The sequence below is a fragment of the Bradyrhizobium sp. SZCCT0148 genome (assembly GCF_018129985.1).
GTDB classification, from domain to species: Bacteria; Pseudomonadota; Alphaproteobacteria; order Rhizobiales; family Xanthobacteraceae; genus Bradyrhizobium; species Bradyrhizobium japonicum_H.
This window is the reverse complement of record NZ_JAFCKT010000004.1, coordinates 121,609-138,924: the sequence shown is the minus strand read 5'-3', so window position 1 is coordinate 138,924 and position 17,316 is coordinate 121,609. Positions and strand designations below refer to the sequence as shown.

The window sequence follows — 17,316 nt, the reverse complement described above, 5'->3', positions numbered from 1 at the left end:
TGCCACGCCTTCGCGTTGCAACATTTTCCGTCTTGGAGACGACGACGGTGCGGGGGGAAGGGGATTTGGTAGCTGCCGATTTTTGAAGCGTTGTTTCAGGTTGTTTTCGAAGGTTCTCGATGCGCAAAATCTATCTCGTTCCGGCCGTCGTCGGCCTGCTCACCTGCATTGCAGCCGGACCGCTCGCGGCCCAGGGCGCCGTACCGAAGCAGAAGGCTGCGCCGGCTCCCAGAGCCGCTGCGGCAGGTACTCCCGCCGCAGCCGGCACCCCTGTCGCCGCCGGGGCAAATTCGGCCGAGACACCGGCCGCCGACGACAAGACCAAGGCCATCGACGGCTTCCGCTCCGCCAAGTTCGGCATGAACGAGGCCGACGTGCGCGCGGCGATGACGAAGGATTTCAACGCCAAGCCCGACGCCATCAAGTCACAGGACAACGCGTCAGAGCTGACGCACAGCCTGTTGTATTCGGCCCCCGACCTGCTGCCCAACGGTGGCACCGCCGAGCTCTCCTATGTGTTCGGCTACAAATCGAAGTCGCTGATCCAGGTCGGCGCGGTCTGGTCGAAGGGGACCGACGCGGCGATGACGCCGGAGAAGCTGTTCTCCAACGCCAACATCCTGCGCGCCCATTTCATGGGTGAAGGCTTCAAGCCCGACTCCATCGCCGTCAACATGCCCGTCGCCGGCGGCATCGTGATGTTCCGCGGCAGCGACGCCAAGGATCGTTCGGTGATCCTGCTGCTGCAGGGCACATTCGAAAACAAGGAGAACAATCAGCGTGTGCTGACGCCGACCAGCCTGCTGCTGTTCTACGTGGCCGACGCCAAGAGCCCCGACATCTTCAAGCTACCGCCCGGCCAGTTCTGATGCCCGGATCGCACATTCTCCCACCAAGTTGTGGATCGGCGCCAATGCCGATGAAGAGGATCTGACATGCCCGGACCATCTGCGGCGCGAGACGATGACGAGCGGACGACGCTGCGCGGGCTGGCGCGCTTCCGTTCGATGTCGCTGCTCTGCGCGATGCAGATGGTCTTCCTGCCGGTTTACAGCGTCCGCGTTCAGGCGCAGACGGCGAACGTCATCGTCCCGGATGGACGGACCGGAACCAGCCTCCAGACCTCCGGCAGCGTCACCAAGGTCACGACGTCGACTGTCTCGGGCAACAGCGCCTTCAACTCGTTCTCGCAGTTCAGCGTCGGACAGGGCAACACCGTCAATCTGCAACTGCCGACGGGGACGCAAAACCTCGTCAATATTGTTCGCGACGCGCCGGTCTACGTCAACGGTACGCTGAACTCCTACATGAACGGCTCGATCGGCGGCAACGTCTATTTCGCCGATCCCAAGGGATTCGTGGTCGGTCGCAGCGGCGTGGTCAATGTCGGCAGCCTCAACGTCTCGACGCCGACCCGTGAGTTCACCGATAGCCTGATCGGCCCGGGAGGCGCGATCAATGGCACGGCCGTCGGCAATCTGATGGCCGGCTCCTTCCCGGTTTCGCCGGACGGCAACATCCGCATCTACGGCCGCGTCAACGCCCAGGACGGCGTGCGGTTGACGGGCCAGAACGTCTTCGTCGGTGGCGCCACCCAGCGCGACATCGCCAATCTCGACCACGCCGCGAAGTTCGCGGCGTCCGTCAATTCCAAGGGCCTGCGCAGCGCCAGCGCGATCACCGTCAGCAACGGTTCGATCCATATCGGCGCCGTCAACAATGCCCGTGTCAACGGCCGCCTGACCGCGCGCAGCAAGACCACGACGCCGAGCGACGTTACCGTCGTGGCCGGCAACAACATCGACATCGGCAAGAATGCCAGGCTGAGCACGGCGAGCAGGACGGGAGATGCCGGCGGCGTTCTCGTCAAGGCCGTCAACGACGTCACCGTCAGGAGCGGCGCGAAGTTCAATGCCAGCTCCAAGACGGGCAATGCGGGCCTGGTCGAACTGAGCGGAAATGGCGTCATCGACGTCGGCAGCGGCGTCAACATCAACCTCAGCGCACCGGCCGGCCGGGCCGGCACGCTGCTGATCGACCCGACCGACGTGGTCATCGGTGACGCGAGCCAGGGCGACACCGGCGTGACGCTGTCGAACAGCTCGGTCGCCAACGCCATTGCGGCGCTGAGCGCCGGCGCCACCTATCTGGTCCAGGCCGACAATTCGATCACGCTGGCTGCGCATGCGCTGATCGATGCCCGACGGCTCGATGCCAATGGCCATTCGACAGGCAATGCCAACAACGTCACCATCGACGCGCCGAATATCACCATGTCGAGCGGCGCCAGGATTCTGGCCCAGGTGGTGGATTTCGGTGGCTCCCACTACACCAACGGCAATGTCACGCTGACGGCGACGGCGAGCGACACCCGGCTGTCGGGCCAGGCCACCGCGATCACAGGGATCACGGTCGACGGTCAGATCACCGGCGGCGACATTTCGATCGGCGCGACGTCGACCGCGACCTCCAGCTTCACGAGTTCGGTGCCCGGCCTCTTCACGCTGGTGGGCACCACGCTTGCGGCCTCGCTTCTCGGCATCAACGGCGGCTATGTGGCCGCGAGCGCCACGGCGACGATCAACATCAACGGCAACGCCAACATCAACGGCGCCGGCAACATCATGATCGCCTCGCATGGCTCGGAGACGGCGCAGGATCCGGCGCTGGCGAGCACCCTAGCCGGCGGCTCGCCGATCGGCGCGTCCGCGGTCGTCGGCAAGATCGATGGCAACGTTACGACCAACGTGGCCTCAGGCGCTACGATCAGTGCCAGCGGGAACCTCGCCATCCATGCCACCAACGACGCGACGCTGAACGTGACCGCCGTCGCGGCGACCTCCAGCGCCCAATTCGTCGAGACCGTTGCCTATTCGACCGGCTCGGTCTCGACCACCGCCAACGTCGCGACCGGCGCAAATCTTTCCGTCGGCAACGTGAGCGCATCCGGCAATTCGTTGACGCTGCGTGCGATCAACAACAACTCGTTCTCGACCGGTGCCACATCGGTGGCCCTGAGCACGCCGAATGCGAGTGGTGGCGTCGGCGGCGCGCTCGCCATCAGCGACGTCACCACCTCCGCGACCGCGAAGCTCGGCTCGTCGCTCGGCACCAGCGCGTCGTCGCGGATGAACGGCTCCGTTCTGGTCGAGGCGACCTCGAACACCACGAGCAACTCGACCATGGCGTCGACCATCGTCGGTACGCCGGCCCTGGTCGGCGCGATCCAGGGGGTCTTGGTCTCCAGCCCCAGCCTGACGGGGATGATGGCTCAGCAGATGGTCTCGCTGATGCCGGTGAACTTCAATTTCAAGGCCGCCGGTGCTCTGTCGCTGGCCAACAGCACTGAAAACGCGACGGCATCCATCGGCCAGAATCCGGGCGGCGGGGCGCCGGGCCTTTATGTCAGCGGCAACGTCGCGGTCGTCAGCACCGTCATCGATCGGGGCGTGCGCAGCAATGCGACGGCTTCCGCGATCACCAAGGACGTAACCAGCGGTGAGGGCGTCGCGATCAGCGCGGCGGTCGCCTGGGGCAATTTCAACCACAATTCCAACGCCTATATCGGCAGCGGCACCACCGTCAACGCGGCCAACATCGCCGTTGAGGCCACCACCTCGATGCCGATCACCAATACCTGGCTGAAGTGGGATGGATTGACCGAGGTCCTCGGCCATCTCAATGGCAATCTCGGCGTTGGCGGCAATATCCTGACGAGCTATGCCAACGCTACGGCCGACGCTGGCGACGTGATCGGCCTCGCCGGCTCGATGAACCATTTCGTCGTCAACAACAACACGACGGCCTGGGTGGCCGGCAGCGCCAGTCTGACCGCGACTTGCACCACCGCGGCCTGCGGCAGCAGCTGGTCCGCGACGGTAAACAATGGCGACGTCCACACTTACGACACCAGCATCCAGGTCGCGGCCACCACGACTATGGCGTCGATTGACGCGGCCGGCAATGTCGGCACGCTCGGCTTCCTTTTCGGCAACACCTCGGGCGGCTCGTCGGTGGGCGGTGCGCTCAATCTCGTCCAGTTCAACACCAACACCATCGCCGGCGTCTCGGACCGCGCGACGCTGCGTGCGGCAGACGACATCGCCGTCAACGCGATCACCTCCGACCAGTTCGTCGCTGTCGCACCCTCGTCCGGCAAGGCGGCGGGCGCGCTGGCGCTGAACGGCATCACCTCGCTCGGTTTCCTGAACAACACGACGCATGCGTCGATCTCGAGCCAAGCCACCGTCTATGCACCGACCGTCGGCATCCTGGCGCAGCAGGATTTGTCGGTCGTGACGCTGTCCGGCGCGATGAGCTATAATGGCAGCGGCGGTTCGGCGGTCGGCTTGTCGGTCGCCTATCTCGGCGCAAATACCGACACCTCCGCCTATATCGGCGACAACCATTCCGATATCCGGCCCGGCGTGTTCAGCGCCAACGATCCATTCGCCGGCACCAGTGGCGGGAGCGGAGCGGTCAACGTCGACAACCTGACGCTCAGCGCGACCACCTCGGGGCGCATCACCGCGGCCGCCGTCGCGGCCGCCGTCTCGGACCCGGCGTCGTCGAGTTTCTCCGACAAGGCCGACGCTGCCGGCGCAGCCTCGACCGGAGGGGCCGCCGGGGTGGCGACGGCCGCGAGCAAGATCGGTTCGACTTCGGGATCGAGCACCAGCGGCTTCAGCCTCGATCTCGCTGGCAGTTCGTCGGTGAGTGACGTCTCGCTCGGCACCAGCGCCTATATCAGGAACACGACGGTCAACAAGTACACGACGACCGGCGCGGTGGTGACCAACACGATCGTTCAGGCGCTCAACGACACCATGCTCAACAATGGTTCGGGCTCCGCGGCGCTCAATCTCGCCGGAGGCTCCGCCGCGGGGGCTGCGATCGGCGGCGCGATCGCGGCGGCGATGTCGAACAATGCGACGCTCGCCTATATCTACGGCACCACTATGAACAACCAGAGTTCGCTGACGGTGCAGGCGCTCAATGGCGGCTCGGAGACCGTCGTCGCCCTCGGCGTGGCGGGATCGAAATCCAATTCGGCGTCGCTGTCAGCCTCCGTTGGCATCATCACGGACAGCGCCAATGCCTATATCGAGAGCTCGACGATCACGGGACAAGCGAGCGGCGTCAACCGCGCGCTGGAGGTCGACGCCTATCAGACCACGAACATCGCGATCGGCGGCGGTTCGCTCTATATCTCGGGTGGCCAGGCCGGCGTCGGCATCGGGCTGACTTACGCGTCGATCGCAGATCCCACGGGCGGCAACGCCACCGACGCGCATATCCGCAGTACTTCAATTTCCAACTACGACACGCTGCTGGTGCTGGCCGATAGCGCCAGCGTCATTGCCGCCGGTGCGGCCACGGGCGGGGCAGGGTCCAACGGTCTTGCCGGCGCGGTCGTCGTCAGCGAGATCGCGCCGACCTCCACGGCCTATATCAACAGCGGCTCGACAGTGAGCATCAATGTCGGCCGCGTGACGGTGCTGGCAGACAGCGGCGCGGTGTCGGCGCTGGACACCGCGCTCGGCAACCTCGTCAAGAAGTCGAACAACAATCATCTCGCCACGGACACCTGCACGGTCGCCGGCGGCACGGGCGGACAGAATTGCATCGACTTCAGCGCGGCTGCGCTCAACGACGGCACGGGGAACGGTCCGGGAGCCAGCATCGTTTCCGTTGCGGGCCTGATCCAGGCCGGCAAGAACAATGTGGGCGCCTCGATCGTCTACAATACGATCGCAACGACGCATTCGGCCTATATCGCCAACGTCCTGATGACCGCCGGCAGTAACGGCAATGTCAGTGTGAGCGCGGTCGACTCTTCCAGGATCCAGGCGGTCACGATCGGCTTCGGTCTGGCGACGGGACAGTTTGCCGGCGTCGGCGGCACCACGATCAGCTCGATTGCCAACACCGTCTCGGCGACGATCGGCAACAACCTGTCGAGCGCGTCACAATCCTCCGTCACGGGCCGCAACATCTCGGTCTCCGCGACCGACAATTCCAGCATCACAGGGACTGCCGCGATCGCGGTCGCCTCGACGCAAGGCAGCGCCGCGGGCCTGGCGCTCGTCTACAGCAGCATCGCCAACAATGTCAGTGCCGGCGTCACCGGCTCCAAGCTGACCGCTTCAGGCAGCGTCGCCGTCAACGCGAACTCGAACGCCAACATCTCGACTGTCGCAGTCGGTGTCGCGATGTCCTCACAGGTCGGGCTGGCGGGTTCGGTCGCCACCAATCTGATGGGCACCAACGTCACCGCCAGCGTCTCGGCTGCCGGCACCGACGGTATCAACGGCGCCGACGTGATCGCTGCCAACAACGTCGGCGTGATCGCCGGCAACAACGACAAGGCGGCGGTGTTCGCCGGCGCCGTGTCCATCAGCAAGGGGGCGGCAGGCGGTGCCGGTTCGCTGGTGACCAACAAGATTACCGGAACCACGGCCGCCTATATCAGCGGGGCCAACACAAGGGTCGATGCGCGCGGGACCAGCACCACCGATACGCTGTCGGTCAACAACGGAACGCTCGTCCATGCCTTCGATCTTGGCGCAGCCCATGCGCCGAGCGACAGCACGCCCGACCTTTCCGAGAACCAGGACACCGTGCGCGGACTTGCCGTCGTAGCGAGCTCGCACCAGGCGGTCGTGGCCAATGTCGCCTCGCTCTCCGCCAGCAGCGGCATCGCCATCATGATCAACCCGATCACCAACGTGATGAGCGGGGCGACCCGGGCCTATATCGACAGCGCCGCCATCGACACCCGCCTGACCTCGTCGACGCTGGCGCCGCAGATCGAGGTCGCGGCATCGAGCTTCTCCTATTCCGGCACGCTCGGCGCGGGCATCGTTCCGCCCACCGGCAACGGCGGCGGCGGCGCCACCATCATCAGCACCACGATGTCGCGCGACACCCGCGCCTACATCACCAATGCCACGGTCGGAGGCGTCCAGTCGTCGAGCCCGACGGTCGGCGCCGTCACCGTGAAGGCCAATGCCGAGCAGGATGCGTCCTCAATCGCGATCGGGTTCAACACCGGCTCGGTCGGGTTGAACGTGTTTCAGGCGACGACGGAGGCCTATGTCGACGGCGGCGCGCTAACGGCTGCGTCGCTGACGGTGAACGCCACCAACAACACCGGCATTTTCTCCGCGAACGGCTCCGGCGCCTATGGCAGCCAGGCCGCGATCGGCGCGGCATTCCTGGTCCAGGTCTCCTCGAACCGAACCGAGGCCTATGTCGGCGACGAATTCCATTATCAGGGCAACGGCGCCGCGCACACGACCGCGCTCAATCTAAGCGGTGCGCTCGACGTCGAGGCTACCACCAAGAACCGGTTCGAGGCCTACGCGGTCGGCGGCGCGCTCTCGACCGGCACGGCGGCGATCGCGGGAATGGCGAACATCGAGATCGCCAGCAACACCACGATCGCCGGCGTCTACGATACCACGCTGCAATCGGTGACGGGCGGTGCGGCCGGCGCGGTCACCATCAATGCGACCGAGGACGTGGCGATCAAGGAGATTGCAGGTGCGCTCGCGGTCGCCGCCAGCGGGGCGGGCGTCGGTGTCGGCGCCGCCGCCAACGTCATCTCGTTCAAGAGCCAGACCATCGCCGAGAGCCGCAACAGCAACTTGAATTCGTCCGGTGCGATCAATGTCGCCGCGCTCAGCACCAAGGAAGTGCTGTCCTACGCGGTCACCGCCGGCATCGGCGGCAGCGTCGGTATCGGCGCGACCGTCGGCGTCGTCATGATCGGCACCAACACCGCCGATGCGGACACCCAGGGCCAGCAGACCGGCCAGCTCAATCAGGGTAACGACGGCACGATCGCGGCGGTGAACGCGAGAACCAGCACCACACATGGCAGCGACGCGGTCGGGAGCGGGACGGCCGGCAATCCGGGCAACGCCAATGCCACCTCGACCTACGACGTCGGCGGCGTACTGAGCGGCGGCAACGACGCCGTCGTCGCGCAGATCGCCGGTGGCAACGTCATCGGCACGCAGGTCAACGTCACCGCCACCAGCGCCAACGCGGCCAAGATGTATCTGCTCGGCGCCGGCTTTGCCAAGAACGTGGGTATCGGGGCCGGTATCGGCTACACCAGCGTCAACAGCACGGTGTTCGCCAATCTGAGTGACTACGGACGCAATGGCTCCGGCGTGCTGGAGGCTGCGGCTACGCCTCTGACGGTCTCGGCGACCGCGGTCAACGTCGCGGCGGTGGTCAAGGACGCCAGCACGGGACCTTATGCCGGCAAGACCATTGACACCGAGGCGATCGCCGGCGGCGCTGCGCTCTATTTCGGCGCCCAGGCCGCCGTGGCGGTCGGCAATGTCAACAATTCCGTGGTCGCCATGCTCGGCGGCCAGATCACCGGCACGGGCGCCGCCGCCGTCATGGCGCTGGATTCGTCGAGCCAGGTCGTCTTCACCGGCGGCGCCAGCGCCGGTGCCGTGGCGGTCGGCGCTTCGGTCGCAACGGCGAGCCGAAGCAGCTCGGTCGCAGCGCGAGTTCTGAACGGCGCCGCCGTCAATACCTCGACATTGGCGGTTGGAGCCGCGGGTGCGGGCAGAATGAGCACGACCGCAACCGCGCTCGGCGGCGGTATCGTCGCCGGCGTCGGCGCGGATGCAGAGGCCCACGAGAACTCGGGCGTGCTCGCCGAGATCGGATCCGGCGTTTCGATCACCACGTCCGCGACCGGTGCCGGCACGTTGGTGACGGCGTCGATCACGCCCAATCTTTCAAGCGAGGCGATTGGCGTCTCGGTGGGTGGCGGGGCCGTCGGTGTCGCGATCGCAAAGTCGACCGTCGGAGCCACCGCGACTGCCGATGTCGGCGACAACGCCATTTTCTCGGGCGGCGCGCTCGGCGTGACCGCGATGGCGCTCGTCCCGGTCGTCGGTACGCAGACCAATTCCGACGGAACCACGACGACAATCTATGGCACGACGACCTGGGCCAAGGCGCTCGCCGGCGGCGGCGGCTCGCTGATCGGCGCGCAGGGCAGCCTGGCCCAGGCGTCCGAGAACGCGACGGTCAGCGCCTATGGCGGGACGGGGATTGCGCTCCCCAACGCCAACGTGACCATCGCGGCTGAAAACGACAGCGCCCAATACGCCGAGGCGACGGGCCTTTCGACCGGATTCCTGGCGCTCGGCGCAACAGTGGCGCAGACATCGTCGAACGCGCACACCTATGCCTACCTGGGTGCGCTGGCGAACATGGACGCGACCCATCTGAACCACACCGACTACACCGGCATCCTCCAGATCACCGCCACCGGCACGGACACCAACGTCTCCAACGCGACGGTCGGCGCGGGCGGCACCTATGCCGGCGCCGCAGCGGTCGCCACGACGAGCTCGACCGCCGTCACCAATGCGCGGTTTGACGGCGGCGCGACGGATGACACGCTCTATTTCGGCGGCCTCAGCGTCAAGGCGACCCACACCATCAATTATGCGGCCAGCGGCGACGCCTATCAGGCGTCCACGGCCGGCGTCTCTGCCGGCAAGGCACAGAATGACGTTACCTCGACCACTACGGCTGAGATCGGCACGCACCTGATCGTCAACACGGATGGCGGCAATATCGTCGTCATCTCCAACGATATCGTCAACCAGGCTGGCGGCGGCGCGCGCTCGGGCTCCGGCGGTTCGTTCTCCGGCGCGGCCGCGTTGAGCGACTCCCATGTCACCCAGACCGTCACCACCAATATCGGCGGCGGCACGATCCTAAGCCTCAACGGCGATCCCAGGACGGGGACGGGGGTGATCGACATCGAGGCGTACAACACGCTGAACACCAACGATACGGCGAGCCTCGCCACCGCCGCCTTCTTCGCCGGCGGCGGCGCCGAGTCCAACATGACGGCGAACGCCACGCTCGCGGTCAACATCAATGCCCGGGAGCTGTTCAGCGTCGGCAAGATCTATATCGGCTCGGCTGCGAAGATGGCGGCGGCCAACAATGCCAATGCCAGCCTCTATGGCGCGATCGCGGGCGTCGGCGCCAGCACCAACACCTGGGTGCACGCCAGCCAGGCCGTCACCGTCAGCGGCAGCACGACAATCGAAGCCTGGCGCGACATCAACATCCTTGCCGGCATATCCGGCGACACCATCACCTTCAGCAGCGTGCAGGCGACCGCGACGACGGTCGTCTACAACAACACCGTAATTCCGATCTCGACGCTGTACCGCGGCACGGCCAATGCCGGCAACGACTCCAGCCTGACGCTTGCCGACAGCTCGCATGTGCTCGGCGTACGCGACATCTATCTCGGCGCCACGCAAGGGCAGGTCACGGCGTCCGGCAACGGCAGCAACTACAATCCGTATCTGGACATCTTCAGCGCCAAGAACAGCGACAACCACAGCCACACCAGCGGGACCGGGGATGTCGCGCTCAACGGCATTGTGGTCGCGGGCATCAACAACGACGTGACGATCACGATCGATCTCGGTGCAAGCGCGCCGACGTTGAGCACGACGAGTCCCTATTCGCCGCTCAAGCCCAACCTGTCGTCGCCGCCCACGCTCGAATACGTCGCCGATGTCGATCATTTCAGCCCAGTGAAGAGCTGGGACCATCAGACGATCCAGTACACCATCGTCGGCGGCTTCAATCCCTATGACAACATCGTCAACCAGCTGGCCACGCTGACGGGCCTGACCGCGACGCAGATCCGGACCCAGCTCTCGACATCGACGTCCGCACATCCCGCAACCATGGCGCCGTCCGGCGCTGATCCGACCGGCGACACCCAGCGCCAGATCAACGCCTTGATCCAGCAGGCGCCGTATACCTCCGACGCCCCCGGCAACGCCTTCGCGTTCGGCGACATCCTGGTGTCGGCCGGCAACGTCTCGATCCTGGCGCAGAAGCTGACCGGAAACAGCCTCTCCGGTCACACCGCGCCGTCCGTCGCCGCGCTGAGCTCGCCGAAGATCAAGGTCGAGAACCGCGGCCTCGACTTCATGGACTTCGCGAATCTCACCGTCACCAATGTGACCGGTGGAAACATCACTTACCGCCAGATCGACCATGTCGACCCGGATTCGCATTCCAACGTGACCTTCACGGCCACGCCGAGCGCGACGCCGATCATCGACATCTCGGCGACCTACAACCGCGTCGATCCCAGCACCGGACTCGGCGTCGACGACAACGGCAACCAGCTGACCCGCAAGCCCGACATCTATTTCGACGGCATCGTCACCAACGAGAACGGCCTGCTCAAAATCACCAGCCAGCTCGGCAGCGTCGTCGCGTCGCAATCGCTCAATGCCGCGACCATCCAGATGGTGGCGCCCAACGGCTCGTTCATCTTCCTGGGCGGCGTCGGCAGCTTCTACAACTCCAACCACGACGTCACCTCGCAATGGGCCGGTGTCGAATACAAGCCGGCCGACAACGACACGCTGACGGCGGTGATGGCGGCGGCGACCTTCCTCGGCGCCTATGGCGCCTACGATTACAGCCCGCATATCGGCGACGGTGGCAACCACCCGTATTTCTATTATTGCTGCGTCGATGGCCATAGCGGTGTTCAGCAAACGGCCGCCAACAGCACGATCTTCACCGCGCGCATGCTGATGACGTATTACGATGGCCTTTCGCTCTATTCGGCGATCTTCCTGCCGATGGGATCGGGGGCGCCGGGTAACGGTAACCCCAATGCCGGCAGCGTCGGCAGCACCACCACGCTCGCGCAAATGGAAGGGCCAACGGTCCAGACGATCTCGACCGCGCCTTGGGAGAAGACGACTTATGACGGCCAGGGCGTCTACACGGACAGCGGTCCGTACAAGACGCCGTTCAATTGCTCGGGATGTTCGGCCTATTTCCAGGTCGTCAATATCCAGAACGACGTGATCACGCCGAGGACGGCGAGCTCGAACGCGTCTTTGAACTGGAGTTCGACCACGCCATCGGGGTACCAGAACCCCGCGAACGCGCCCTTCATCCTCGGCCAGGCGATCATCATCTCGGCGGGGGTCATCAACGTCAACGGCCTCATCCAGAGCGGCACGAGCAGCAACTACTCGGTCGACATCGGCGGCGGGGTGCTGTCCGCCATCAATAGCTTGAAGACCAGCAACAACGGCGCGGACTTCGCCTGGGCCCAGGCCAATGCGCGAAACGGCAGCTATTACGACATCACGGCGGCTGCGACGACGCAGGTCTCCAGCGATATCAAGATCGGGGTGAAGTACAACGCGCTCACCGACCAGATCATGGTGAACGGCGTGGTGCAGGGCTCGGGCGGCTACGTCTATCTGAACGGCAAGATCATCTCGACCTCGACCGACGGCACCGCCCAGGGCACGATCGCGGTCAAGGGTGGCGCCGGTACGATCAATGTCACCAACTCGACCGGGCTGCAGCTCGTCACCAACACCATCAATACAGGCGTCAGCGCGCCCAGCGTGATCCAGATCGTCGATCAGCTCCAGCAGCAGACGACGTGGTACGTCTACAATCCGTCCGCGTCGGGCGGCCAGCAGGTGTCGACGTATCGGACGGCCGGCGTCAATGCGAGTGCGTACAACCCCGCGATGCTGACCGGCCTCAGCGGCACGGCGGGCATCCAGTATGCCGTGAAGCCCAACATGTACTACCAATGGGTCGACACGGCGACGCTCGATCGCCCGACCACCAGCACGCAGTTCGACTATGGCTGGCACTACACGCCGAACGGGTCCGGAGACAACTGGACCCGCGCCGTCAGCCTGGTCGAAAACGTGATGCAGGCCACGGGCGGGGGCGGCAATACCGGCCAATTGCAGACCGCGAACTTCCAAGAGGTCGTCACCGCGACCGGTTCGTATCACGGTGCCGGCGGTAACACCCATCCCGAGAAGTGTTGCGGCGCGGACGCGCAATACAATTGGTACCAGCAGATGTACGACCACCTGACGCTGACGCTGACCAACACGGTCAAGGCGTCGAACCCGATCAACATCCAGTTCAGCGGCGGCGGCGTCAGCACCGTTGCGGTGACCTCGAACTCCGGCATCGTCATCAACGGCCCGATCAACAACGTCTCGGGTGATACGACGGTCAGGGCCACCGGCGCCAATTCGGCCATCACGTCCGGTCCGAGCGCCAATAATCCGATGATCTCGGGCAGGAACGTGACGCTGCAGGGCGATGGCGGCATCGGTTCGCTCGGCGCGAACGGCGTTCCGATCCAGGTGCAGGTCTATGGCGGCAATCTGACCGCCACCTCGATTGATCGCGACATCGCGATCGCGGCCGTCGGCTCGCTCTCGATCAACCAGGTCGCCGTCGCGTCGGGTGTCTCCGGCCGTGCGCCGCAGGGCAGCGTCTCCATCTCGGCGACCGGTGACATCAACGCGGCGGGTGCTTATGACGCCGCCACCCCCGTCGTGATCGGCAAGAACATCGAGATCAACTCCAGCGCCGGTGCGATCGGTGCGACGAGCAGCGTCGTCAATGGTGCGACCACGCTGACCAACATCAAGCCGCTGGTGATCCAGGCGACGGGTACGTCGCAGTCCGACGGCGGCGTTCTCGACGGCGCTTCCGCCACCGGCACCTACATCGTCCAGTCCAAGGGCGATTTGCGGATCGGCACGATCCAGTCGGCCGGCGGTCCGGTCTTCCTGGCGGCAGCCGGTTCCGACGGCAACCCAGCCAGCATCCTGAACGGCCGTACGACCGTCGGCATCTCCGCTGCGGAAAGCGCGCATCTCCAGCAGGTCTGGGACAACCTCAACCTGCTCAACGGCAACCCGGCCACAGCCGCCGTCAACAGCTACCAGTCCATGGTGACGGCGGCCTACAACGACTACTTCCAGCTCAAGAACATCGCCTTTGCCAACGGCACCTACAATCCGACCTCGGTGGGCCTGACGGTGCTGCGGGCACAGGTGGCTGCCAAGCTCGGCATCGACCCGGCAAACGTCTCGACGACACAGATGAAGGTCGAGGCCACGACCAGATTCCTGAAGGATCAGTTCCTGCTCGGCAAAATCTCGACGGCTGAGCTCCAGAGCGGGCTGACGACGTTGCTCGGAAGCGCTCCTGCGGATGCACTGGGGTCCGTGTTCGGCAGCACGCTCTCGTCGGGCCTGTTCACCAGTCTGTTCCAGGACGTGGCGGCGACCGATCAGCGCCTGCCGACCAACGCCGCACTGCAGGCGGCGCTGAACAGCTACAGCGCGACTTACAGCTACGCGCTTGCGTCGACCGAGCGGGTCTACAGCATCATCACCGCGGGCTCGAACTGGACGCACGACCAGCTCGCCTACACGGTCTCCTCGTCTGCCATCGGCGCGACGCCGCCGCCGATCGAGGACAACGTCATGGCCAATATCAGCGCCAACCAGATCATGCTCTACGCGCCGCGCGGCTCGGTGGGCAATTCGGCAGCGCCCCAGGTGTTCTCGTTCACCAGCGCCGATTCCTCGACGCTGTCGAATGAGCAGAAGGCGTTGCTCGCATCGGCCGGCCCCGGCCAGCTCACGGTCAGCGCGACCACGGACCCGACCACCCATGTCACGACCTATACGGTCAGCCTGTCGCAGCAGAACCTCGTCGTCGTCGACAACCCGATCGCGATTTCGGCCAAAGCGCTGTCCAATGTCTATCTCGGCAGCAAGAGCAGCCTCACGCTCGGCGGCGTCACCGCGAGCTACGGGCCGATCGCGGCGGCGCAAGCCGACGGCATCGCGGTGACTGGCCGCGGCGACGTCAAGCTCCATGCGGTGAACGGCATCACCGCCGGCGTGGCCGGCGTGCCCGTGATCTCCGGCGACATCGCCCACCTGACCCTGATCGCCGAGCACGGCAATATCGGTGCCCCCTCCGGAACGGCCGGAAGCAATCCCGCGGCCAATCCGAACGCGCTCCAGATCGCCTTCGGCGATCCGGCCAACGATCAGCTCGACCAGGTCTCGTCAGGGCAGGGCATCTACATCAAGCAGGCCACCGGCGATCTCATCCTCGGCAACATCGCCGCCGGCAACGATATCCAGCTGGCCGCAACCGGCAGCATCTACGCCGAGGCCGATTTTACGGACCGGTCGGCAATCCACATTCTGGGCTCGAACCTCGACCTGCGCGCCGGCGGCAGCATCGGCTTCAACGGCTCGACGTTCCAGCCGCTGCAGGTGAACATCTCCGGCGCGGTCACGGGTTCGGCGGTCGGCGATCTCAGCATTCTCGCGGTGACCGGCGATCTCGCGGTCGGCACGAGCGGTCCCTATGGGGGGCTGACGGCGGGCGGCGCTTTGACGCTGAACGTGGCGCGCGGGGCACTTTTCATCAACACCGGCATCGCCAGTGACGGCCTCATGCAACTGCTCGCCAACCGCGGCATGACCTTCGCGGCCGGAACCAGCGCGGCGCCGGTGGTTACGACCAGCAGCTCGGGCGGCGTGACGCTGGTGGCTTCAAGCCTGTCGATGGGCGCCTATTCGACCATCAATGCAGCCGGGTTGATCTCGGTGACCACCACGGCGGATGCCACGATCGGCCAGCTGAATTCGTCGCTGTCGTATGCGGCCGCCTCGAACACGCCGTCGATCTTCGTCACCGCCGGCGGCGTCGCCTCGCTTGGTGCGATCATCGACAATGGCGACGGCCAGACCAAGTTCGTCGCTTCCGGCGCGGGCGCGGGGCTTTCGCTGAGCGCCTCGAACGGCATCGGCAGCGCGACGAGCCGGTTCACCCTCAGTGCCGCGCGTCTGTCGGCGAGCGCGAGCGCCGGGGACATCTATGTCAGGGCTCTCACCGAGACCGAGGTGAGCTTGCTCTCCGCGGTGAAGGGCAGCGTGGACATCATCGGCGCCGGCGGCTTGACGCTCGACCAGGTGCTGGCGGGCACGGCGATCGGCGCGAGCGGATCTTTCCGCGCCGTGGCGAACAATGGCAGCATCGTCATCGGCACCGCCGACAGCAGCGGCTCGCAGACGGTCCACGCGACCGAGAACGTGACGTTCAAGTCGCTGGCCGCCACCGGCAGCAGCGGCGATGACGGCAACATCAACGTCACCGCCGACACCGGCTTCATCCTGGCGCAGACGGTGATGTCGGGCGGCGTGCCGACGCTGGGTTCGGTCTCGGCCCATGGCTCGGCGAGGCTGATCGCCGCGGGCACCAATACCGGTCATCATCTCATGGCCTCGACCGGCAACGCGGTCCTCAGCGGCACCGTCGTGCATTGGGATAATCTCAACGCGGGCGGCACGCTCGATGTCACCGCGACGACCGGAGGGATCACCGTCGGAGCCGCCATCAGCGGCGGCACGCAGACCCTGCACGCCGTGAACGATATCGTCTTCGGCCAGCTCACCACCACGGGTATCCCGGGCGATGCCGGTGACCTCAACGCCCGGTCGGACACGGGCTCCCTCCGCGGCGGATCGATCTCCGCGCATGGCGAAACGCATTTCGACGTGGCCGGCTCGGTGTCGCTCGATCGGATCAGCGGCAACGTCGTGAAGATGACCTCGTCGGGCGACCTGACGATCAACTGGGTCAGCGTCGTGAGCGAGCTCGATCTCGCCGCCGACACGATCAACGTCAGGGGCGAGCAGGTCCGTTCGAACCCGTCGATCCCGCTGATCCTGAACATTACCGGTTACAACGGCGGTGTCGCCAAATATGCCAATGTCTGGATCGATCCTGACAGCATCATCGTCAACCAATTCAGGGTGGTGGACGCGAACTTCTGGACCGACGCACACGCCGTCTCGATCGTGAACGGCTACGTGCCGGGCCAGCTGATGCTCACCACAGCCACTCAGCAGGTGCTGCTCAACAACCGCACGCCGGCGCCGTCCAACTGGCCGACGCTCCAGCTTTACCAGCCTGGCGGCGTGTTCACGATGAGCCAGATCGGCAACGCCAATGTCAGCAACGCCTATGTGGTGTTCTACACCGGCGACGTCTCGGCGACTGTCACCAACTACGGGCCGACCCACACCTGCTGCAATGTCTTCACCGGCGCGAGCATGTTGCGCAACATCGCGGTCGACGGCGAGGGCAAAGAGAGCATCGAGGCATGGCTCGCGAAGAAGGACGGGGGCACGTTCTACCTGCTCGGTCTCTCCGGCCAGGCGCGTCTCGACGCGCTGCTGACACCGCGGCCGGTCGAGGCGATCGGGTCCGGTCCCGCCGTCAACATCGAAGGGATCAGCGACATGCGCAAGCTGCGCCAGAAGGGACAGCGTGCGGCTCGTCCGGGCTGGAAGGATGCGGCGGTCGAACCGGCGAAGCCGGCCGTCGGCCGTCTCGCACAGGCATGGTAGCTGGATTCGG

General features: G+C 65.5%; 2 protein-coding genes. Both read left to right on the top strand.

Annotated elements, in window-relative coordinates; translation table 11 throughout:
* The first annotated feature begins 119 nt into the window (after positions 1-119).
* The gene (locus JQ580_RS15435; RefSeq protein ID WP_212280925.1) at positions 120-869 is read left to right on the top strand and encodes a hypothetical protein; all 750 of its coding nucleotides are present in this window, start codon (positions 120-122) and stop codon (positions 867-869) included.
* Between the two features lie 66 nt (positions 870-935).
* Complete coding sequence (locus tag JQ580_RS15430; RefSeq protein ID WP_212280924.1) at positions 936-17,306, top strand: leukotoxin LktA family filamentous adhesin; 16,371 nt, start codon at positions 936-938, stop codon at positions 17,304-17,306.
* The last annotated feature ends 10 nt before the right edge of the window (positions 17,307-17,316 follow it).